At 71.4% G+C, this 18,995-nt stretch carries 22 protein-coding genes and 1 pseudogene; 15 read left to right on the forward strand and 8 right to left on the reverse strand.

From position 1 onward, the window contains the following. Positions 1–93 precede the first annotated feature (93 nt). Genes BLT99_RS10995 through BLT99_RS11025 form a run of 7 tightly spaced genes read left to right on the forward strand, consistent with a single transcriptional unit; the run spans position 94 to position 6,975 of the window. Positions 94–2,382: a carbon starvation CstA family protein gene (locus tag BLT99_RS10995; RefSeq protein ID WP_092672238.1), complete on the forward strand. Its 2,289-nt coding sequence runs from the start codon at positions 94–96 to the stop codon at positions 2,380–2,382. After that, a complete protein-coding gene (locus tag BLT99_RS18045) occupies positions 2,382–2,654 on the forward strand; it encodes a YbdD/YjiX family protein (protein WP_092672241.1) in 273 nt (90 codons plus the stop codon). Before BLT99_RS10995 ends, BLT99_RS18045 begins: the two co-directional genes overlap by 1 nt. A gap of 18 nt (positions 2,655–2,672) precedes the next feature. After that, complete coding sequence (locus tag BLT99_RS11005; RefSeq protein WP_092672244.1) at positions 2,673–3,851, forward strand: sensor histidine kinase; 1,179 nt, start codon at positions 2,673–2,675, stop codon at positions 3,849–3,851. Beyond that, positions 3,848–4,594, forward strand: a complete 747-nt coding sequence (locus tag BLT99_RS11010; protein ID WP_092672247.1) for a LytR/AlgR family response regulator transcription factor — start codon at positions 3,848–3,850, stop codon at positions 4,592–4,594. The genes BLT99_RS11005 and BLT99_RS11010 overlap by 4 nt, the downstream gene beginning before the upstream one ends. Beyond that, the gene (locus tag BLT99_RS11015; protein ID WP_092672250.1) at positions 4,591–4,965 is read left to right on the forward strand and encodes a hypothetical protein; all 375 of its coding nucleotides are present in this window, start codon (positions 4,591–4,593) and stop codon (positions 4,963–4,965) included. The genes BLT99_RS11010 and BLT99_RS11015 overlap by 4 nt, the downstream gene beginning before the upstream one ends. Continuing rightward, positions 4,962–6,467, forward strand: coding sequence for a sodium/solute symporter (locus BLT99_RS11020; RefSeq protein WP_092672253.1), 1,506 nt, complete (start codon positions 4,962–4,964; stop codon positions 6,465–6,467). Before BLT99_RS11015 ends, BLT99_RS11020 begins: the two co-directional genes overlap by 4 nt. 40 nt (positions 6,468–6,507) lie before the next feature. Next, the gene (locus BLT99_RS11025) at positions 6,508–6,975 is read left to right on the forward strand and encodes a VOC family protein (protein ID WP_092672256.1); all 468 of its coding nucleotides are present in this window, start codon (positions 6,508–6,510) and stop codon (positions 6,973–6,975) included. A gap of 25 nt (positions 6,976–7,000) precedes the next feature. On the opposite strand, the gene BLT99_RS11030 is transcribed toward BLT99_RS11025, so the two are convergent. Continuing rightward, entirely contained in the window at positions 7,001–7,318 is a 318-nt protein-coding gene (locus BLT99_RS11030) for an ArsR/SmtB family transcription factor (protein ID WP_092672259.1), read from the reverse strand. Then, the gene (locus BLT99_RS11035; RefSeq protein ID WP_229724337.1) at positions 7,315–7,800 is read right to left on the reverse strand and encodes an SRPBCC domain-containing protein; all 486 of its coding nucleotides are present in this window, start codon (positions 7,798–7,800) and stop codon (positions 7,315–7,317) included. Before BLT99_RS11035 ends, BLT99_RS11030 begins: the two co-directional genes overlap by 4 nt. A gap of 144 nt (positions 7,801–7,944) precedes the next feature. Between BLT99_RS11035 and BLT99_RS11040 the strand changes: the two genes are divergently transcribed. From BLT99_RS11040 to BLT99_RS11055, 4 genes are all read left to right on the forward strand, one after another. Continuing rightward, positions 7,945–8,328 (forward strand): YciI family protein, encoded by a 384-nt coding sequence (locus BLT99_RS11040; protein ID WP_092672265.1) that lies wholly within the window; start codon positions 7,945–7,947, stop codon positions 8,326–8,328. Positions 8,329–8,385: 57 nt separating this feature from the next. Continuing rightward, positions 8,386–8,802 (forward strand): hypothetical protein, encoded by a 417-nt coding sequence (locus BLT99_RS11045; RefSeq protein WP_092672268.1) that lies wholly within the window; start codon positions 8,386–8,388, stop codon positions 8,800–8,802. An 87-nt stretch (positions 8,803–8,889) separates the two neighbouring features. Then, positions 8,890–9,390: a hypothetical protein gene (locus tag BLT99_RS11050; protein ID WP_092672271.1), complete on the forward strand. Its 501-nt coding sequence runs from the start codon at positions 8,890–8,892 to the stop codon at positions 9,388–9,390. Further along, positions 9,387–10,271, forward strand: coding sequence for an aminoglycoside phosphotransferase family protein (locus BLT99_RS11055; RefSeq protein WP_092672274.1), 885 nt, complete (start codon positions 9,387–9,389; stop codon positions 10,269–10,271). The genes BLT99_RS11050 and BLT99_RS11055 overlap by 4 nt, the downstream gene beginning before the upstream one ends. On the opposite strand, the gene BLT99_RS11060 is transcribed toward BLT99_RS11055, so the two are convergent. The 3 genes and pseudogenes from BLT99_RS11060 to BLT99_RS18050 all read right to left on the reverse strand — a co-directional run. Then, positions 10,255–10,743 carry a GNAT family N-acetyltransferase gene (locus BLT99_RS11060; protein ID WP_229724338.1) on the reverse strand — a complete coding sequence of 163 codons (489 nt, stop codon included), beginning with the start codon at positions 10,741–10,743 and terminating at the stop codon, positions 10,255–10,257. The genes BLT99_RS11055 and BLT99_RS11060 overlap by 17 nt on opposite strands. A 12-nt stretch (positions 10,744–10,755) precedes the next feature. Further along, complete coding sequence (locus BLT99_RS18260; RefSeq protein ID WP_331712605.1) at positions 10,756–11,136, reverse strand: HNH endonuclease signature motif containing protein; 381 nt, start codon at positions 11,134–11,136, stop codon at positions 10,756–10,758. Between the two features lie 45 nt (positions 11,137–11,181). Beyond that, positions 11,182–12,242 (reverse strand): annotated as a pseudogene (locus tag BLT99_RS18050) (DUF222 domain-containing protein); the annotation flags it as partial. Between the two features lie 154 nt (positions 12,243–12,396). Here BLT99_RS18050 and ectB point away from each other — a divergent pair. After that, positions 12,397–13,671, forward strand: a complete 1,275-nt coding sequence (gene ectB, locus BLT99_RS11075) for a diaminobutyrate--2-oxoglutarate transaminase (protein ID WP_092672282.1) — start codon at positions 12,397–12,399, stop codon at positions 13,669–13,671. A gap of 234 nt (positions 13,672–13,905) precedes the next feature. Further along, positions 13,906–14,412: a hypothetical protein gene (locus tag BLT99_RS11080; RefSeq protein ID WP_092672285.1), complete on the forward strand. Its 507-nt coding sequence runs from the start codon at positions 13,906–13,908 to the stop codon at positions 14,410–14,412. A gap of 10 nt (positions 14,413–14,422) precedes the next feature. On the opposite strand, the gene BLT99_RS11085 is transcribed toward BLT99_RS11080, so the two are convergent. Then, positions 14,423–15,412 carry an ArsR/SmtB family transcription factor gene (locus tag BLT99_RS11085; RefSeq protein WP_092672288.1) on the reverse strand — a complete coding sequence of 330 codons (990 nt, stop codon included), beginning with the start codon at positions 15,410–15,412 and terminating at the stop codon, positions 14,423–14,425. Between the two features lie 97 nt (positions 15,413–15,509). Here BLT99_RS11085 and BLT99_RS11090 point away from each other — a divergent pair, with 97 nt between their 5' ends. Together BLT99_RS11090 and BLT99_RS11095 are read left to right on the forward strand one after the other, a co-directional pair. Beyond that, positions 15,510–15,902 carry a cupin domain-containing protein gene (locus BLT99_RS11090; protein ID WP_229724339.1) on the forward strand — a complete coding sequence of 131 codons (393 nt, stop codon included), beginning with the start codon at positions 15,510–15,512 and terminating at the stop codon, positions 15,900–15,902. Between the two features lie 50 nt (positions 15,903–15,952). Next, entirely contained in the window at positions 15,953–16,243 is a 291-nt protein-coding gene (locus BLT99_RS11095) for a DUF4287 domain-containing protein (protein WP_092672291.1), read from the forward strand. Between the two features lie 22 nt (positions 16,244–16,265). Here the strand turns inward: BLT99_RS11095 and BLT99_RS11100 are convergent, their stop codons facing one another. Beyond that, the gene (locus tag BLT99_RS11100; RefSeq protein WP_229724340.1) at positions 16,266–16,952 is read right to left on the reverse strand and encodes a response regulator transcription factor; all 687 of its coding nucleotides are present in this window, start codon (positions 16,950–16,952) and stop codon (positions 16,266–16,268) included. After that, complete coding sequence (locus BLT99_RS11105) at positions 16,945–18,993, reverse strand: sensor histidine kinase (RefSeq protein WP_133988441.1); 2,049 nt, start codon at positions 18,991–18,993, stop codon at positions 16,945–16,947. Before BLT99_RS11105 ends, BLT99_RS11100 begins: the two co-directional genes overlap by 8 nt. Positions 18,994–18,995: the final 2 nt, after the last annotated feature.

Here is an 18,995-nt window from a genome sequence, read left to right on the forward strand (position 1 = left end):
GCACCGCTGGCCGCGACGGGCGCCCACGGCTCGCGCGCCATCCGTAGCGTGACTGCGTCCCACCGCAACGAGGCGACCCCCAGGAGGAGCACAATGACGTCGCAGCCCCCACAGTCGACGCTCGACGCCGAACCCGGCGACGAGCTCCGGCCACACCCCGACCTGCCCCACACGGCCGTCCCCGACGCCGAGCTGGAGCGCGAGCGCAAGTGGACGCTCCCCAAGATCCTGCTGTGGGGCGCCATCGCGCTCCTCGGCGGCGTCGCGTGGACCATGATCGCCATCATCCGCGGCGAGACCGTGAACGCGATGTGGTTCGTGTTCGCCGCCGTCTGCAGCTACCTCATCGGCTACCGGTTCTACGCCAAGGTGATCGAGCGCTACATCGCGCGCCCCGACGACCGTCGCGCGACTCCCGCCGAGACGAGGGCCGACGGCAAGGACTACCACGCGACCGACCGCCGCGTGCTGTTCGGCCACCACTTCGCCGCGATCGCCGGCGCCGGTCCGCTCGTCGGACCCGTGCTCGCCGCGCAGATGGGATACCTGCCCGGCACGGTCTGGATCATCGTCGGCGTCATCCTCGCCGGCGCCGTGCAGGACTACCTCGTGCTGTTCTTCTCGATGCGTCGCGGCGGCCGCACCATCGGCCAGATGGCCCGCGACGAGCTCGGGAAGATCGGCGGCACCGCGGCGATCGTCGCGTCGCTGCTCATCATGCTGATCATCATCGCGATCCTCGCGCTCGTCGTCGTGAACGCCCTCGGCGAGAGCCCGTGGGGCGTGTTCAGCGTCTCGATGACGATCCCGATCGCGCTGCTCATGGGCGTCTACCTCCGATACATCCGGCCCGGTCGCATCACCGAGGTGTCGATCATCGGCTTCGTTCTGCTCATCGCCGCGATCGTCGCGGGCGGATGGGTCGCCTCGACGCCCTGGGGCGCGGAGATGTTCCACCTCGACCGCACCACCATCGCCTTGGGCCTCATCGTCTACGGCTTCATCGCCGCGGTGCTCCCGGTCTGGTTGCTGCTCGCCCCGCGCGACTACCTGTCGACGTTCATGAAGATCGGCGTCATCGTGATGCTCGCCGGCGCGATCGTGCTCGTGCGCCCCGAGATCTCGGTGCCCGCGTTCAGCGAGTTCGCCGGCGGTGAGCTCGGCCCGGTGTTCTCCGGCTCGCTGTTCCCGTTCCTGTTCGTGACCATCGCGTGCGGCGCGCTGTCGGGCTTCCACGCCCTCATCGCGTCGGGAACCACGCCGAAGCTGATCGAGAAGGAGCGCCAGACGCGCTTCATCGGCTACGGCGGCATGCTCATGGAGTCGTTCGTCGCGATCATGGCGCTCGTCGCCGCGATCTCGCTCGACCGCGGCATCTACTTCGCCATGAACTCGTCGGCGGCCGCGACGGGCGGCACCATCGAGGGCGCGGTCGCGTTCGTGAACTCGCTGGGGCTCACGGGTGTGAACCTCACGCCCGACATGCTGTCGTCGACCGCCGCGGCGGTCGGCGAGGAGTCGATCGTCTCCCGCACGGGCGGTGCGCCGACGCTCGCGCTCGGCCTCGCGCACATCATGCAGCAGGCGTTCGGCGGCGCCGCGATGGCCGGCTTCTGGTATCACTTCGCGATCATGTTCGAGGCGCTGTTCATCCTCACCGCCGTCGACGCGGGCACGCGCGTGGCCCGGTTCATGCTCCAGGACTCGATCGGCAACGTCATCCCGAAGTTCAAGGACACCGGATGGCGCCCGGGCGTGTGGATCACGACGGCGATCATGGTCGCCGGCTGGGGCTACATCCTCATCCTCGGCGTGACCGACCCGCTCGGCGGCATCAACACGTTCTTCCCGCTGTTCGGCATCGCGAACCAGCTGCTCGCGGTCATCGCGCTCGCGGTCGTGCTCGCGATCGTCGCCAAGCGCGGGCGGAGCTACTTCACGTGGCTGTGGATCATCGCGCTGCCGCTCGGGTTCGCGGCGGTCGTCACGATCACGGCATCGATGTTCAAGATCTTCTCGCCGGTGCCGCAGGTGGGCTACTGGGCCAACCACATGGCGTTCCGCAACGCGCTCGAGGCCGGCGAGACCTCGTTCGGCACGGCCGGGACGGTCGAGGCGATGGAGGCGGTCGTGCGCAACACCGCGGTCCAGGGCACGCTGTCGATCATCTTCGTGACGCTCGCGATCGTCGTGCTCATCACCTCGCTCATCACGACGGCTCGGGCGCTGCGCAACGGCGGCGGCGAGAACCACGAGGACGCCCCCGTGGCATCCCGTCGCTTCGCGCCGGCCGGCGTGTTCGCCACGAAGGCCGAGAAGGCGCTCGAGCGCGAGTGGGCCGAGCTGCCCGCCGAGCGGCAGCCGGAGACGGCGCGCCACTGATGGCCGACGCCACCGTGCGGCGTCCCGCCCGGACCACTGCGGTCCGGGCGGGCGCCGCCGCCTCCCTCGCCGCCGCCGCCGACCTCGTGCTCCGCGGATGCCGCGGCGTCGCGTGGTACGTCCGCGACCTCATGGGCGACAACGCCTACCGCGTCTACCTCGAGCACCACGCGGCCCATCACGGCCCCGAGCACCCGCCGATGACCGAGCGGGAGTTCTGGCGGCAGAGAATGGATGAGCAGGACCGCAACCCCGGGGCCCGCTGCTGCTGACGTGACGAGGGAGCGCACATGATCGACGCCGTGTGGCTTCCGGTCGCCGCGCTCGCGGGCGTCGCGTTCACGCTCCTCGCCCAATGGGTGTGGCGGATGGCGCGTGGCGCGCGCGACCTCGGCAGCGATGCCGAGCGCGCGGCGTTCCGCACCCTGTCGCTCGCGTCCCGTGCGGCAGTGCACCTGCGCGGCGGCCTCGGGGCGGGCGATGTCCCGCGCGCCGCGCGGACGCTGCGCGCCCTGCTCGGCAGCGAGGCGATCGCGATCTCCGATCGTGAGGGCATCGTCTCGATCGACGGCCGGCTCGACCTGGGTCCGGCCGCCTGGCAGGTCGCGGAGAGCGTGCTCCAGACCGGCCAGCGCCAGTTGCTGCGCGGATCGCCCGACGCGGTCGGCGCGCCCATCGTCGCCGACGGCCGCACGGTCGGGGTCATCGTCGCGTTCGCGGCGAAGGTGCGCGCGCCGCTCGTGCGGGCCACGACCGAGGTCGCGACCTGGTGCGGCGCGCAGATCGAGCTCGGCGGGCTCGAGGCATCCCGCACCGCGCTGGCCGAGGCCGAGCTGCGCGCACTGCGCGCGCAGATCAGCCCGCACTTCGTCTACAACGCGCTCAGCGTGATCGCGTCGTACATCAGCACCGACCCCGAGCGGGCGCGCGACCTGCTGCTCGACTTCGCCGACTTCATCCGGTACTCGTTCCGTCGTCAGGGCGAGTTCACGACGCTGGCCGACGAGTTGCAGAGCGTGCACTCCTACGTCGAGCTCGAGCGAGCGCGCTTCGAGGACCGGCTGAGCGTGACCCTGCGCATCGAGCCCGAGACGCTCGCGACCGTCATCCCGTTCCTCAGCCTGCAGCCGCTCGTCGAGAACGCGATCCGGCACGGGCTCGAGCCGCGCGAGCGCGGTGGCACGGTCGTGATCTCGTCGCACGACGACGGCACGCACACCGAGATCACGGTCGACGACGACGGCGTGGGCATGGATCCGGCCGCGCTGCGCGAGCTGTTCGCCGAACGCAGTCCGGCCGACCGCGTCGCCCACATCGGCCTGCGCAACGTCGATTCGCGCGTGCGCGGCATCTACGGTGACGACCACGCGCTCGTCGTCGAGACGAATCCCGGGGCGGGCACGATGGTGCGCATGCGAATCCCCAAGTCGCAGCCGTTCCACGAGACCGAGCGGGCGGTGAGCGGATGACGCAGATCGACGTGCTCATCGCCGACGACGAGCGACCCGTGCTCGACGAGCTCGAGGCGCTCCTGCGGCGCGACGAGCGCGTGCGCGACATCCGCCGCGCGTCATCCGGTTCGGAGGCGATCCGCCTGCTCTCCGAGCACGCGGTGGATGCGGCGTTCCTCGACATCCACATGCCCGGGCTCTCGGGCTTCGACCTGGCGCGGGCGCTCTCGCGGTTCGGCTCGGCCCCCGCGATCGTGTTCGTGACGGCCGACGAGGCCGGCGCCGTCGAGGCGTTCGACTTCCAGGCGGTCGACTTCATCCTCAAGCCGATCCGGCGCGAACGGCTCCATCGGGCGGTGTCGCGGATCCTCGCGGCCCGCGACTCCGGACGCGGACCCGATGTCGACGATGACGTCGTGCCCGACGAGCACATCGCCGTGCGGGTCGGCAACGTCATGCGCGTGGTCCGGCGCAGCGACGTGCGCTGGGTGCAGGCGCAGGGCGACTACTCGCGCCTGGTCACCGACTCCGACAGCCACCTCATCCGCGAGCCGATCTCCGACCTCGAGGAGCGATGGGCGGCGGCCGGATTCATCCGCGTGCACCGCTCGTACCTCGTCGACCGCGCCGCGATCACGACCGTGCGCCTCGTCGGCGCGCATCCGACGCTCACGGTCGCGGGTGAGGAGATCCCGGTGAGCCGCCGCTCGATCTCCGTCGTGCGCGAGGCGATCCTGCAGCCGCGGAGCGACGCGCGATGAACGGGCGACCGGCGCGCGAGCGCGTGACCTCGGTCGACCGGCCGACCGTCCGCACCGAATCGATCGCCACCCGGCCGGCCGGCGCCGCGCACGTGAGCGAGGCCGAGTCGCTGTTCACGCGCGGGCTCATGCGCGCCCAGGCGCGGCTCGCGCTCGCGTTCGTGCTCGCGTTCGTCGCGGTCGTGGCTGGGCTGACGTTCCTGATCAGCCAGGTCGAGGCGCTGCACCACGTGATCATCGCCGGCGTCCCCCTGCCGTGGCTCGTGCAGGCCTACGGGTACTACCCGGTCATCGTGGTCTTCGCCGTGCTCTACACGATCGCGGCGATCCGCGCCGAGCACCGGTTCCGCGCCCTGGTGGAGCACGAATGAGTCCGCTGCTCGTCGTCGGCGCGATCGCGCTCGTCGTGCTCGTGGCCGCCGCGATCAGCGTCTACGGACTGCGGATCTCGCGCACGACGAGTGACTTCTTCGTCGCGTCGCGCACGGTGCGACCTATCTGGAACGCCTCCGCGATCAGCGGCGAGTACCTCTCGGCGGGCACGTTCCTCGGCCTGTCGGGCCTCGTGCTGCTCTCGGGCTCCGACGCGTTCTGGTTCCCCATCGGGTACGCGGCCGGATACTTCCTGGTGCTCGCGTTCGCGGCCGCGCCGCTGCGCCGAAGCGGTGCCTACACGATCCCCGACTTCATCCATGCGCGACTCGACTCGCTCGCCGCACGTCGCGTCACGAGCATCCTGGTGATGGTCATCGGATGGCTGTACATCGTGCCGCAGTTCCAGGGGGCCGCGCTCGCGCTCAACGTCGTCGCCGACATCCCGCCGTGGGTCGGCGCCGTCACCGTCGCGATCGTCGTGAGCGGATCGGTCGCCGCGGGCGGCATGCGCTCGATCACGTTCGTGCAGGCGTTCCTCTTCTGGCTCAAGCTCGCGGCACTCGCGGTGCCGGTCATCTTCTTCGTCATCGCGCTCGGCCCCCACGAGCCGACGATCGATCCCGACCTGGTCTTCCCCGCCGAGCACGGGCCGGGCGGACTCGACACCTACGCGACGGCGTCGCTGCTGGTCGCGCTGCTGCTCGGCACGATCGGCCTGCCCCACGTGCTCGTGCGGTTCTACACGAGCCCGACGGGAACGTCCGCGCGGTGGACGACCGTCATCGTGATCGGGCTGGTGAGCGTGTTCTACATGGTGTCGGGCACGATCGGCCTGGTGGCCCGGGCGACCGCGCCGGACCTCGCGCAACCCGGTGTCGCCGACACCGTGGCCCTCCTGCTGCCGTCGCGCCTCATCCCGGGGGTCGCCGGCGACCTGCTGACCGCGCTCGTCATCGCCGGCGCGCTCGCGGCGTTCCTGGGCACGTCGTCGGGCCTCGTGGTGTCGCTGTCGAGTGTCGTCAGCCAGGACCTGTTCCACGGCACCGTGCGCTCGTTCCGGTGGGCGGCGGTGTTCACGACCGCGATCCCGCTGCTCGTCGCCCTCGCGACCGTGCCGCAGGCGCTGGTGTCCTCGGTCGGCAACGTGTTCGTCTTCGCGGCCTCGGCCCTCTCGCCCGTCATCGTGCTCGGCATCTGGTGGCGCCGCCTCACCGCGCGCGGCGCCATCGCGGGGATGCTCGTCGGCTCGATCCTCTGCGCCGCGGCACTCGTCGCGTCATCCGCCCTGCGCACCGCCGACGTCGAGGCCGGCGTGATCTCGACGCTGCTCGCGCAGCCCGGCGCGTGGACCATCCCCGCGGCGACGCTCGCGTGCCTCGTCGTCTCGCTGGTCGACCGGCGCAGGCGACCCACGAACACCGAGCGCATGCTCGGCCGGCTGCACACGCCCGAGCAGCCCCGCGCCGTTCCGCTTCCGCGGGTCGACGGCTCGGCGTAGCGTGGCCCGGGAGCGCCGCGACCGAACGAGGGGGTTCACCATGGCCGAGCTCGCACCGATCCATCCCTGCCTCTGGTTCGACAGCCAGGCACGCGAGGCGATGGAGTACTACGTCAGCGTCTTCCCCGACTCGCGCCTCGACCGGATCGACGAGTACCCCGACGAGAAGCTCGACGAGCACTTCACGGGGATGTCGGGCAAGGTGCTGAACGGGCAGTTCACCCTCAACGGCGTGCCGTTCACGTGCCTCGACGGCGGGCCGCTGTTCACCTTCAACGAGTCGATCTCGTTCATGGTGTCGTGCGCCGACCAGGACGAGATCGACTACTACTGGTCGAAGCTCTCGCACGTGCCCGAATCCGAGCAGTGCGGATGGTGCAAGGACCGGTTCGGGCTGAGCTGGCAGGTCGTCCCGGCGAACATGGGCGAGCTCACGCGCACGCCCGCGCAGATCCGGGTCATGATGCGCCAGAAGAAGATCGTGATCGCCGAGCTCGAGAACGCCTGACGGCGCCGCATCCCGCCGACGTCGATCAGAGCCCTTCGGCGATCTCCTTGATCGACGCGAGGCGGCGCTCCCACTCGGCGCCGATCGCGTCGAGCCGGCGCGCGGTGTCGCTGAGCTGCGACCCGATCACCCGGTACCGCACCTCGCGGCCGACGCGCACGGGTTCGACGAGGCCGACCTCCTGCAGCACGGCGAGGTGCTTCGCGATCGCCTGGCGCGTGACGGGCAGCCGCCCGGCGAGGGCGGACGCCGAGGCGTCGCCCTCGCCGAGCGCGGCCAGGATGCTCCACCGCGTCTCGTCGCCGAGTGCGGCGAACACGGGAACCAGCGTCGCCGTGGTCACGCGGCGCCCTCGGCGGGCTCGAACAGCGCGATGAGCTTGTCGAGCTCGGACACCCAGCCCTCCTGATGTGCGGCCATGTTCGCGGCCGGGTCGGACGTGCGGTCGAAGCCCGTCTCGACCACGGTGAGCTGCGTGCCATCCGCCACGGCCTCGAGGGTGAAGTTGAAGACCGTCGAGGTCCCCTCGTCGACGTGGTCCTCGAGCCGCCCGCGGGCGTCGTCGTTGCCCCAGCGGTAGGTCACCGCGCGCGGGGCGTCGATCGCCTCGACCCGGATGGGAACCGCGCCATAGCCCTCGAAGGTCATGGTGCCGGTCGCGCCCGGGCCGGTGCCGTCGAGGACGGTGCGCCCGAACCAGCGCGAGATGTGCTCGGGCTCGGTGACGGCCGCCCAGACCTTCTCGACGGGGGCGGCGATGCGGATGGTGCGACGCACCGTGAACGCGGCGGCGTCGATCACGGCGGGCTGGGGGTGGTCGGTCATGGTCACGATGATCAGTCCTTTCGGCGGTGAGCGCAACTCCTCGGTTGCAATCATGTGCAACCCGATACTTGCATGTCGTGGCTTACAATGCAACCCCGTGGTTGCAGAATGTCGCCGGGCCGGCCGGGCGCGTAGCGTGGCGGCATGGCACGCGATCCCAACGTCCCCCACGCGTTCGACGTCTACACGATCGTGATCCTGCGGCGACCCGCCGATGCGCCGGACCTGCCGGAGGCCGAGCTCGATGCCCTGCAGTCCCGCCACCTCGCCTACCGGGCCGAGCTCGCGCGCAACGGCGTGCTCGTCGTGAACGGGCCGTTCGATGAGCAGAGCGATCCGTCGTACCGTGGCATGTCGGTCTTCGCGTGCGACCCCGCCGAGGCGGCGCGCCTGTCCGACCAGGATCCGTCGGTCGTCGCGGGCCGCCTCGCATACGACGTGATGGAGTGGTGGGTCCGGGCGGGCTCGCTGGCCTTCCCGTGCGCGACCGGACCGGTCGGCGACCGCCGCTCGATGCCCGACGACTGAGGACTGCGCTCGTTCGGGGGCTGCGGTCGCCGGACCGACGGGACTAGCATTCGGCGCATGGAGTCGGGGTCGGAACCGCAGCAGCAGCCGGGGTCGCAGTCGAAGACGAATGGCGGATGGCTCGCGCGCATTCCACTGTGGGTCCGCATCGTCGTACCTGTGCTCGTGCTGGGCGCGCTCGTCGTGGCGGTGATCGTCGGTGTCAGCGCATCGTCCGACTCCGACGATCCCGAGGACGTCGCGGAGGCGCTGTGCCGTGAGGCCGTGCTCGAGGAGATGGAGTCGACCGGCCGGACGGCGGGCGACGTCTCGGGCAGCTTCACCGTGACCGAGGCCGGGGACGACGAGTACCGCGTGCAGGGCACCGGGACGTACCAGGACGAGGACGGCGCCACGAAGTCCGGCAACGTGCGATGCGTGGTGCGCGAGGAGGACGACGCCCTCGAGGTCGCGAGCGTGCGGTTGGACTTCTGACGCGCGCCATGGACCGGAGGTCACGGTTCGGACGCGGTCACGCGACATCCGTTCACCTGATCGGTCGGCATCGCTAGCGTCGGGGCCATGACCGACCAGACGCCCGGAGCCGCGGCCGCCGAGCCCTCCGTGCCCGCCGCTCCACCGCGATCCGCGACGCCCGCCTGGCTGGCGCCCGTGCTCGTCGCGGTGATCGGCGTGATCGCGATGCAGGTGCACTTCGCGGCGACCATCGTGGGCATGATCCTCCCTCCCGCAGGCATCGTCGGCGGGGTGCTCGTCACGGCGGCGACCGGCGTGGTCATCGCGCTCGTATTCCGCCTCACGACCGCGCGCCTGCACCCCATCGCCGCCGCACTCCTGGCGCTCGTTCCGGCGGTGCTGCACTGGGGCTCGGTCCTCGGGTTCACCCCGTACGTCCTGACCGTGGCGATGAGCGAGGTCGGCATGCTGATCATGGGCGCGGCGATGGGCGCGCTTGCCATGCTCGTGCTGCCCGACCCACGCTGGCGGCGCGGTGGCGCGATCGCGAGCTCGATCATCGGCGTGCTCGTGCTGGTCGCCGTGCTCCTGGAGTCGGCCGGATGACGGCTCCGACCGTCGACGTCTCCCTCGCGCGCGAGCTCGTGGACGGTCGGTTCCCGGAGTGGGCGGGGTTGCCGCTGCGGGCCGTCGAGCCGGGCGGATTCGACCACCGGTCGTTCCGGCTCGGCGACGAGCTCGTGGTCCGCATCCCGAGCGGGTCGGCGTACGTGCCGCAGGTCGCGAAGGAACAGGCCTGGCTGCCGCGGCTCGGACCTGAACTGCCGCTGCCGATCCCCCGCATCGTCGGCGTCGGCGAGCCATCCGCCCGTTTCCCGTTCCCCTGGTCGGTGTACGGCTGGATCGAGGGCGAGACAGCCGCGACCGCACCGATCGGCGACGAGGTCCGGTTCGCCGAGGACATCGCGGGATTCCTGGTGACCCTTCGGAGCATCGACGCAGCGGGTGGGCCGGGGCCCGGGCCGCATTGCGCCTCTCGCGGCGCTCCGGTGTCGCAGTGGGACGAGGAAGTCGAGGCGCTCCTCCCCCGCATCGGCGACCCAGGTGTGCGGGCTCGCGCCGCGGCCATCTGGCAGGATGCGGTCGCCGAGCCGTACCGCGGTGCGCCGGTGTGGTTCCACGGCGATGTGGCTCAGGCGAACCTGCTCGTCCGCGAAGGCCGCCTCTCAGCGGTCATCGACTTCGGATGCGCCGGGGTCGGCGATCCCGCGTGCGACACCGTCATCGCGTGGACGGTGTTCAGCGGGGCGTCGCGTCGCGCGTTCGTGCGAGCCTACGACGTCGACGACTCGACCTGGGCGCGCGGACGCGGCTGGGCGCTGTGGAAGGTCCTGATCCTGCTCGATTCGCCCGAGCGGCGTTGGGTGCAGTTGGCACGCCGGACGCTCGCGGCGCTGCTGGAGGAGGACGTCAGAGGAACAGCTTGAACCCGACGTGCGACGCGTCGAACCCGAGCCGTTCGTAGAAGCGGTGCGCATCGGCACGGCGGGCATCGGATGTGAGCTGGACGAGCCTCGCACCGCGCTCGCGGGCAAGGTCGACGGCCCACCGGATCATCGCCGATCCGAGGCCGTTGCCGCGGTGGTCGTCGGCAACGCGCACGGCTTCGACCTGCATCCGTGTCGCGCCGCCGCGGGACAGGCCCGGGATGAAGGTGAGCTGCATCGTGCCGACGATCCTGGCGTCGGGCCCCTCCACCGCGACCAACAGCTGGGCCGCATCGGCGTCGATCACCTCGAACGCGCTCATGTAGGCGGCCTGATCGGCGTCGCCGGATCCGAACTCGGATGCGCGCAATGAGTCCGCGGCGAGAAGGGCGATCAGGTCGCGAACGTCCTCCGAACGTGCGCGACGGAACAGGTAGGTCTCACCGGAGACCTGGATTCGATCAGAGCTCACGTCGCAAGCGTCTCACGCCGCGCGTGCGGCCCATGGCGGGTCGTCGCGTTCACCGATGTCGGCAGTCGAGTCATGCGAGGGCGGCTCTAGGGGCTGCGGCGCTGGCGGGTGTGGTTGGTGTTCGGGTGGTGCGCCGACGGGGGTGAAGGGGTGTTCGGGGTGGGTGGTGAGGTGGTGTCCGGCGGGTGAGGTCCAGTGGATGGTGCCGTCGGGTCGGTGGTGCATGCGCCATCCGGTGTGGTGTTTGAGGCGGTGGTGTGATCGGCAGAGGTGGGCGAGGTTGTCCGCGTCGGTTCGGCCGCCGTGCGCCCATGCGGTGGTGTGGTCGAGGTCGGTGGTGGTGGCGCGGCGGGCACAGCCCGGGAATCGGCAGCCGCCGTCACGGATGCGCAGGTAGCCGGCGAGGTCGGCGCCGGCGCGGTAGGTGGTGCGGCCGTAGGAGAGTGCGGCACCGGTCTCGGGGTGCACCAGCAGCCGGTGCAGGGTGGGCGCATGCCCGGCGAGGCGGCGGGCGGTGTCGGCGTCGATCGGCCCGTACCCGTCGAGTTCGGCGGGTTCGTCGGTTACGCCGAGCAGGGTGAGCACCGGTACGGTGACCACGATCCGGGCGGCGACGCGTCCGGTCGCGGCGGCCAGGTGCGCGTCCGTCGCGTCGAGTCGGCCGGTCAGCAGTAGGTCGGCGGCCACGTCGGCGGCGCGTTGTGCCCGGATGCGCGGGTCGGGCCGGGCGGGGTCGCGGGCGTCGGTGAGCGCGTCAGACGGGCCGTGATCGCCACGGCCCGGTCGGCTTGGAGGAACAGGCTCAACCATGCCATCCCGTCCGATGCCGGATCGATCACGACCCGGCGTTCGGCGGCGGCGCGGGCGTGCCGGTCGGCGAGGGGTTCGGGGTGCAGGCGTTCCCGGAGCCGGTGCAGCCGGCGCCGGAACCCGGCGCTGGTCCGCGACGCGGCATCCGCCAGCGCGACCTGCTCGAGCTCATCGGCGGCGTCGGCGGGCAGGGTCGAGGTGGTCTCGAGCAGCGCCCGGACATGGGCGCCGCTGAGCTCTCCGGCGGACAATGCGGCCAGCGTCGCGGCGCGCGGCCCGGCCAGTCGGGTCGCGTCGGCCACCAGCCGGCCCGCGGTCGCCTCGGGCACCACCAGGGTGGTCGCCAGCTCGGCCACGAACGAGCGGGTGGCGAACTCCCGCTGCGTCGCGGTGGACACCTCACCGACACCCTCGAGGCGGGCGTGCCGGACCCTGGCGGACTCGACCAGGCGGAACTGCTCGGCCTGCGCCCACCGGATCGTGCGCTCCAACGACACGACCCGCGCCAACTCCTCCGCCAGCGCCACGTCCTCGGTCGCGGTGCGGTCGTCCGAGGGCGTCTCCGTCCCGGCCGGCGGGCGCGCGAACGCCTCCTCGAGCCATCCGTCACCGACGAACGCCTCATCGATCAGCTCGCCATCGCCGACCGCGCCACCCCACTCGAGCAGCGGTGTCGGGGGCGGCGTCATACGAACAGTCAACCAACACCCACCGACATCCGATCACGCGAAACGCCCGACGAGGGCCGCATTTCGACGCCGCTGAAGCACGCCCACACCTCCCTCCCAATCGCGACCCCGTAGTCTCGATGCACCGCCCCTTTCCGAGAGGAGACCGCCTGCCATGAGCGGCGCCGCAGCACTTGACGTCTTCGACCGCCGCGAGTCGGAGGTCCGGGGATACATCCGCGCGTTCCCGACCGTGTTCGACCGTGCGGTCGGATCGACCCTCGTCGACGCCGACGGCCGCGAGTACCTCGACTTCTTCGCCGGTGCCGGCGTGCTGAACTACGGGCACAACAACCCGGCGTTCACGCGCGCGCTGATCGAGTACCTCGAGCGCGACGGCATCATCCACGGACTCGACATGGCGACCTCCGCGAAGAAGGCGTTCATCGAGGCGTTCGAACGCCTCGTGCTCGAGCCGCGCGGCCTCGACCACAAGCTCCAGTTCACCGGCCCGACCGGCGCGAACGCGGTCGAGGCGGCGCTCAAGGTCGCCCGTCAGGCCACCGGCCGTTCGACGGTCGTCGCGTTCACGAACGCGTTCCACGGCCTGAGCATGGGCGCGCTCGCAGCGACCGGGAACAGCCACTACCGTGGCGCCGCGGGCGTCGGGCTCGACGACATCGCGCGCCTTCCGTACGACGGCTACCTCGGACCGGATGTCGACACCCTCGACCTGTTCGAGAAGATGCTCGACGACCCGGGTTCCGGAGTCGACCTGCCCGCCGCGGTCATCGTCGAAGCGGTGCAGGGTGAGGGCGGCATCAACGTCGCGAGCGCCCCCTGGTTGCGGCGTCTCCGGGCGATCACCGAGGCTCGCGGCATCCTGCTGATCCTCGACGAGATCCAGGCCGGCGTCGGCCGCACCGGCACCTTCTTCGCGTTCGAGCACGCCGGCATCGTGCCCGACATCGTCACGGTCTCGAAGTCGATCTCGGGCTCGGGCCTGCCGATGTCGCTCGTGCTGCTGCGTCCCGACGTGGATGTGTGGAAGCCGGGCGCGCACACGGGCACGTTCCGCGGCAACAACCTCGCGTTCGTCTCCGCGCGGGTCGCACTCGAGACGTATTGGGCCGACTCCGCGCTCACCGACGGCGTGGTCGCCAAGGGCGAGTTCCTGCGCGGTGAGCTCGAGCGGATCGCCCACGAGTACCCCGAGCTCGGCTTCGTCGTGCGCGGTCGCGGCCTCATGATGGGCATCGCGTGCGACGCCGACCCCACGCTCGCCGGCCGCGTCTCGAAGGCGGCGTTCGAGCGGGGCCTCGTGATCGAGACCTCCGGCGCGTTCGACGAGGTGCTCAAGTTCCTGCCCGCCCTCACGATCAGCGAGGACGAGCTGCGCCGTGGCCTCGCGATCGTGCGCGAGAGCCTCGCCGCAGTGCTCGGCGGCTGATCTGGGCGCAGCCGACCGAAGACGGGAACGGGCTCACGACCGGCCATCGAGTCGGGTCGTGAGCCCACTTCGTATCCGCGGTAGGGGCGGGAGACGAATGCAGCGATCGTAGGTCGATCGTGCCGGCGACGGAAGCCCCTCCCAACCGCGGAATCGGAGATCGTTATCCGGTCGTTTCCGAACGCTCCGACCCGGCCGTTGCATCCGAGCGGATTCCGCTGCCAGCATGTGCGCATGTCGGACGCGAACCAGCGGGTGATGGATGGCACGCTCGCGAGCCTGCCCGGCGGGGTCATGCTGTGGCATGCGCGCCGTCTGCTGCTCTGGGCGCTCGGCGCCGGCTTCGTGTACTCGGTCGTCACCGGCTCGTCGCGCAGCATCTGCCCCGGCGGATTCGCGGGCGAGGGAGGGTACATCGACGGGTTCGGCCAGCCGACCGAGGTCGCGCCGACGTGCACCTCGCTGACGCTGCATCCCAGCCCGTTGGTGTACGTCATCATCGCGTTCGTCGTCCTCGTGGAACTCACGCGCGTCCTCGAGCGCGCCGTCGACGAAGCCGACGCGATCCGCATCATCGAGCGCGCCCGCGCGGCGGTCATCTGCATCGCGCTCGGATCGGCCCTGATCAGCCACATCTGGTTCTGGTCGATTCCGATGACGGAGACCGGCTTCGGCAACTCGATCTCCCCGGTGCTCTTCGGCGGGATCACGACGGAGACGTATCCGATGAACGGCGACTGAGCCGCACCGTTCAGGCGGGCGCGCCCATGAGGGCCTCGCCGAGCGGAGTCCGCACGTGCAGCATGCGCGCTCCGTCACGTCGGCTCGCGATGAGACCGGCGTCGCGCAGCACCGTGAGGTGGTGCGATGCCGTGGAGACCGCGAGCCCCGCGTCGCCTGCGACGCGGGAGGTCGTCCGCTCCTCGTGCGCCGCGAGCAGGATGCCGGCGCGGGCCGGACCGAGCAGCAGCGCCAGCGCGTCGGCGCGCTCCGCGCCATCCGTCGCCCACCGCTCGGTCACGCCCTGCGCGGGATAGAACATCGTCGGCTGGGCCGGCGGCTCCGTGAGCACCGCGCAGCCGAGTCCGCCGAGCACCGACGGCACGAGCACGATCCCCGAACCGCGGCAGTCGAGCACCTCGGAGTGGAAGCCCAGCTCGACGCGCAGCGCGTCGTCGTGCCATCCGACGGTGTGATGCAGGCCGCCGACCATGTCGGCCAGGCCGTCCGTGGCGATGCGCCGGGCGCGCACGGCGATGTCGGCGCGGAGGATGCGCTCGAGCTGCTCCCACACCGGGTCGAGCAGCGCCCCCCACAGCTCGAGCCAGGCGTCGGCGATCATCGCCCGAGCGCGCGGAAGATCGTCGAGCATGTGCTGCACGGCGTCACGGCGAGCGCCCTCGGACCTCGCGAGGACCTTGACGAGGTCGACCCGCATGAGCGCATCGGGCACCTCGCGAAGCCGCTCCGCCTCATCGACGGGCTCGAGGTCCCACGTCGGCGTCGTGGTGAGGAAATCGGGGAAGTACCCGCGCTCGCGCACGACCACGGCGAGCAGCTCGAACGCCTCGCGTGGCACCTCGGGGCGCACCCGGCGGAGCCAGCCCCATTGCAGCGGGTGCTCGGCGGGACGCTGCAGGATCCGCACCGCATGGCACAGCTCATGCCCGGGCGAGATGCCGAACCGGATCGCGGAGACATCCCCGGGTGCGAGCCGGAACTCCACGAAGTTTCGATCCACATCGAAACACTACCGAGGGCCGGGCGCGCCGCGCGAGCCTTGCTGCAGGCAACCCGCCGCGACCGCGACACCTATCCGAGACCGAACGGAGCAGCTCATGAACGCCGCCGAGATCACGCTCGCACCCACCATGGACGGGCCGGCCACGGCCGACATCGTTCCGGCCGCATCCCTGCTCATCGGTACCGGCCGCACCCGCCGATTCGTCGGACGCGAGCACGGCGCCGGCATCTCGTACTTCTTCGTCGACAACGACCCCGGTCAGGGCCCCGGACTCCACTGGCATCCGTACACCGAGACCTGGGTCGTGCTCGAGGGCACGGCCGAGATCACCATGGGCGACCGTCGCCTGGTCGCCCAGGCCGACGACACCGCCACCGTGCCCGCGGGCGTGTGGCACCGCTTCGAGAACATCGGCGAGGGCCGCCTCCGGATGCTCTGCATCCACGCCTCCGACGTCATCATCCAGACCTGGGCCGACGAGGACTGACCGTCCCGTCGCCCGTCGCCGCCGCACCATCCACCGAAGGAGACCCCCGCATGTCATTCCAGGCCTACCTCGACAACATCGAGTCCAAGACGGGCCTGACCCCGCGTCAGTTCGTCGACCTCGCACGCGACAGGGGCTTCGGCCCGGGCACCAAGGCGACCCCGATCGTGGAGTGGCTCGCCGCCGACTACGGGCTCGGCCGCGGGCACGCCATGGCGCTCGTGCACGTCATCACCAAGGGACCTGAGATCAGTCGGAAGCACGTCGACAGCGGCAGCACGCACTCCGACCCGAGTGACACGCTGTGGCTCGACGGAGCGGCGACGAACCCGAACCGCTGACGATCAACCGCTGACGCAGGGTTCAGGCCCCGCCGCCATCCCCGTCCTGGAGGAAGGCCAGCACCGCCGCCACCCGCCGGTGCACGCCGCTCTCGGGCAGCCGCAGCTTGGTGAAGATCGCGTTGACGTGCTTCTCGACCGTCGACGACGACAGGAACAGCGACTGCTCGATCCCGGCGTTGGTGCGCCCGCGCGCCATCTCGCGGAGCACCTCGAGCTCACGCGGCGACAGCGCCGCGAGCGGGCTCGACGCGGCCGCGCTGCGGCGCCGCACGAGCGTGTCGACGATCTGCGGGTCGATCACCGACCCGCCCGCGCGCACCTCCCGCAGCGCGTGCACGAGGTCCTCGAGATCGCCGATCCGGTCCTTCAGGAGGTATCCGAGGCCCGCCGAGCCGTCGGCGAACAGCGCGAGCGCGTAGCTCTCATCGGCATGCTGCGACAGCACGACGACGCCCGTGTCGGGGTGGGCGGCCCGGATGGCGCGGGCCGCCTCGATGCCCTCCATGTGGTGGCCGGGCGGCATCCGGATGTCGGTGAGCACCGCGTCGGGCGCGAACCGGCGCACCGCGTCGAGCAGTTCGGTCGCGTCGCCCGTCCCGGCGACGACCTCGACCTCGCCCGAGTCCTCGAGCAGCCGGCGCACGCCCTCGCGGACGAGGTAGTTGTCCTCGGCGATCACGACCCGCAGCGTGCCGGAGTCATCCACGACGATCACCGACCGGGAGGTCGACGAGCACCACGGTGCCCGCGTCCGGCGGGTCCGCCGACGTCACGCGCACGGTGCCGCGCAGCGCGGCGACCCGGTCGCGGATGTTCGCGAGCCCGCCGTGCACGGCCGCCGTCGCCGCGGGTTCGATGCCACGGCCGTCATCGGTGATGGTGATCGTGAGATGCCCGTTGGACCGCGCGAGCCCGACCGACGCGTGCGTCGCCCCGGCGTGCTTCGCGGTGTTGGCGAGCGCCTCGCGCACGACGTAGTACGCGGTCGTCTCGACCTCCTCGGGGTAGCGCTCGCCGCGCACGGCGGCATCGGCCTCGACGGCCAGCGGGATCGGGAACCGTGCCACGCCCGACTCCACGGCCGCCACGAGCCCGTTGTCGCTCAGCACCGGCGGGTGGATGCCGCGGGCGAGCTCGCGCAGGTCGGTCAGCGTCTCGCGTGCCTGCTCCTGCAGCTCGATCAGCTCGGCCGACTCGAGCTCGCCGCGTTCGAGGCGGTTGCGCGCCAGCCGGAGCCCCGCGATCTGGGCCACGATGTCCTGCTGGATGCCGTCGTGGAGGTCCCGCTCGAGCCGTCGGCGCTCGTCGTCCTGCGCCGCCACGATCCGTTCACGCGACGCCGTGAGCTCGTCGAGTTGCTCGGCCAGTTGCGCGGTGAGTCGCACGTTGGCCACGGATGCCGCGGCCTGCCCGGCCACGGTGCGCAACAGCGTGCGCTCGGCGTCGCTGTACTCGCCGCGACGCCGCGGCCCCACCTCGATGCGGCCGAGCACGTCGTCGCCGCGCACGAGGTCGCACGTCTCGACGGGTGCGTCGGAGTCGGCGCCGCCCGCCACCCCGGCGGGCGATACGGCGAACTCGCCGTCGGCCGACACGAGCCGGATCCGCACCCACGAGGCGTCGAGGCCGTCGCGCACCGCCTCGGCCAGGCTGTCGAGCAGCTCGCCGGGCTCACCCGTTCGCTGCAGTTGCACCCCGAGTTCGCCGAGCATCGCGAGCTGACGTTCGCGATCGCCGAAGAGCGTGCGGTGCAATCGGCGCTGCGCCCACCCTCGCGCCGGCAGCAGCACGACGGCGGTGAGCGCGGTGAGCAGGATCGCGGGCACCGCGGTGAGCGGCGGAGCGAGCAGCACGGCCGGCGTGGCGACGGCGGCGGCGTAGACCACCGTGATGAGCAGGTTCGACGACCGCGCGACGTCGCGCCCACGGTCGCCCGGTGGGATGTCGAAGGCGCCGTAGCGGAGGATCCCGTGGATCGCGGCGACCGGCAACGCGATGAGCGAGGCGTACACCAGGAACTGCACGGCCCAGATGTCGGGCAGCAGCCCCCACAGGAGGAACACGAGCATGGCCGCGCCGACCGTGATCGCGATCACCCGCGTCCGCGCGCGGACCGCGGGCGACCCGAAGATCGCGCGATGACCGAGCACGCCCAGCCCGATGAGGACGGCCGGCCAGGGCTGGACGATGAGGAAGTACACGGCGGGCGCCGCCCACTCGAGCGCCGGCACCGCGAACGGGTTCGGAATGGCGTCCCCGCTGATGCCGAGGTAGGGCGATGTCACGACGTGCGGAGTCGTGAGCAGGGTCAGCGGACCGGCGAGGATCGGCGTCCAGAGGAACCCGACCGCGATCCGCTGCCACCGCTTCTCGGGCACGCCGTCGGGGAACGTCGCGAAGACGATCAGGAACGTCGCCGTCGCGGTGGCGTCGGCCGTCAGCCCGATCACGTTGAAGAGCGGGAACCACGGCTCCGTGACGATCTCGACGTTGCGGTAGATGAACGTCTCGTAGGCCGAGCCGACGAGCATGGCCGTCGGCGCGAGCGCCAGGAGGAGGGCGGTTCGGGACGCCGACACCGTGAGCAGCCACATGCCGAACACGAACATCGGCAGGATGCCGAGCACGGGCCACGCGAGGCGATGGCCCGCTTCGGCCTCGATGAACCCGAGCACGATGACCACGTAGACGAGCGCCGCGACGCCGATCGGGCCCATCGTCGCGAGGCACACCCACCTGCGGTTCACGG

It is taken from the genome of Agromyces flavus (assembly GCF_900104685.1).
Taxonomy (GTDB): domain Bacteria; phylum Actinomycetota; class Actinomycetes; order Actinomycetales; family Microbacteriaceae; genus Agromyces; species Agromyces flavus.

Excerpts from the sequence above, each read along its gene's own strand:
- BLT99_RS10995 (WP_092672238.1), top strand. The coding sequence starts at position 94 with ATGACGTCGCAGCCCCCACAGTCGACGCTCGACGCCGAACCCGGCGAC.
- BLT99_RS18045 (WP_092672241.1), top strand. The coding sequence starts at position 2,382 with ATGGCCGACGCCACCGTGCGGCGTCCCGCCCGGACCACTGCGGTCCGG.
- BLT99_RS11005 (WP_092672244.1), top strand. The coding sequence starts at position 2,673 with ATGATCGACGCCGTGTGGCTTCCGGTCGCCGCGCTCGCGGGCGTCGCG.
- BLT99_RS11010 (WP_092672247.1), top strand. The coding sequence starts at position 3,848 with ATGACGCAGATCGACGTGCTCATCGCCGACGACGAGCGACCCGTGCTC.
- BLT99_RS11015 (WP_092672250.1), top strand. The coding sequence starts at position 4,591 with ATGAACGGGCGACCGGCGCGCGAGCGCGTGACCTCGGTCGACCGGCCG.
- BLT99_RS11020 (WP_092672253.1), top strand. The coding sequence starts at position 4,962 with ATGAGTCCGCTGCTCGTCGTCGGCGCGATCGCGCTCGTCGTGCTCGTG.
- BLT99_RS11025 (WP_092672256.1), top strand. The coding sequence starts at position 6,508 with ATGGCCGAGCTCGCACCGATCCATCCCTGCCTCTGGTTCGACAGCCAG.
- BLT99_RS11035 (WP_229724337.1), bottom strand. The coding sequence starts at position 7,800 with ATGACCGACCACCCCCAGCCCGCCGTGATCGACGCCGCCGCGTTCACG.
- BLT99_RS11040 (WP_092672265.1), top strand. The coding sequence starts at position 7,945 with ATGGCACGCGATCCCAACGTCCCCCACGCGTTCGACGTCTACACGATC.
- BLT99_RS11045 (WP_092672268.1), top strand. The coding sequence starts at position 8,386 with ATGGAGTCGGGGTCGGAACCGCAGCAGCAGCCGGGGTCGCAGTCGAAG.
- BLT99_RS11050 (WP_092672271.1), top strand. The coding sequence starts at position 8,890 with ATGACCGACCAGACGCCCGGAGCCGCGGCCGCCGAGCCCTCCGTGCCC.
- BLT99_RS11055 (WP_092672274.1), top strand. The coding sequence starts at position 9,387 with ATGACGGCTCCGACCGTCGACGTCTCCCTCGCGCGCGAGCTCGTGGAC.
- ectB (WP_092672282.1), top strand. The coding sequence starts at position 12,397 with ATGAGCGGCGCCGCAGCACTTGACGTCTTCGACCGCCGCGAGTCGGAG.
- BLT99_RS11080 (WP_092672285.1), top strand. The coding sequence starts at position 13,906 with ATGTCGGACGCGAACCAGCGGGTGATGGATGGCACGCTCGCGAGCCTG.
- BLT99_RS11090 (WP_229724339.1), top strand. The coding sequence starts at position 15,510 with ATGAACGCCGCCGAGATCACGCTCGCACCCACCATGGACGGGCCGGCC.
- BLT99_RS11095 (WP_092672291.1), top strand. The coding sequence starts at position 15,953 with ATGTCATTCCAGGCCTACCTCGACAACATCGAGTCCAAGACGGGCCTG.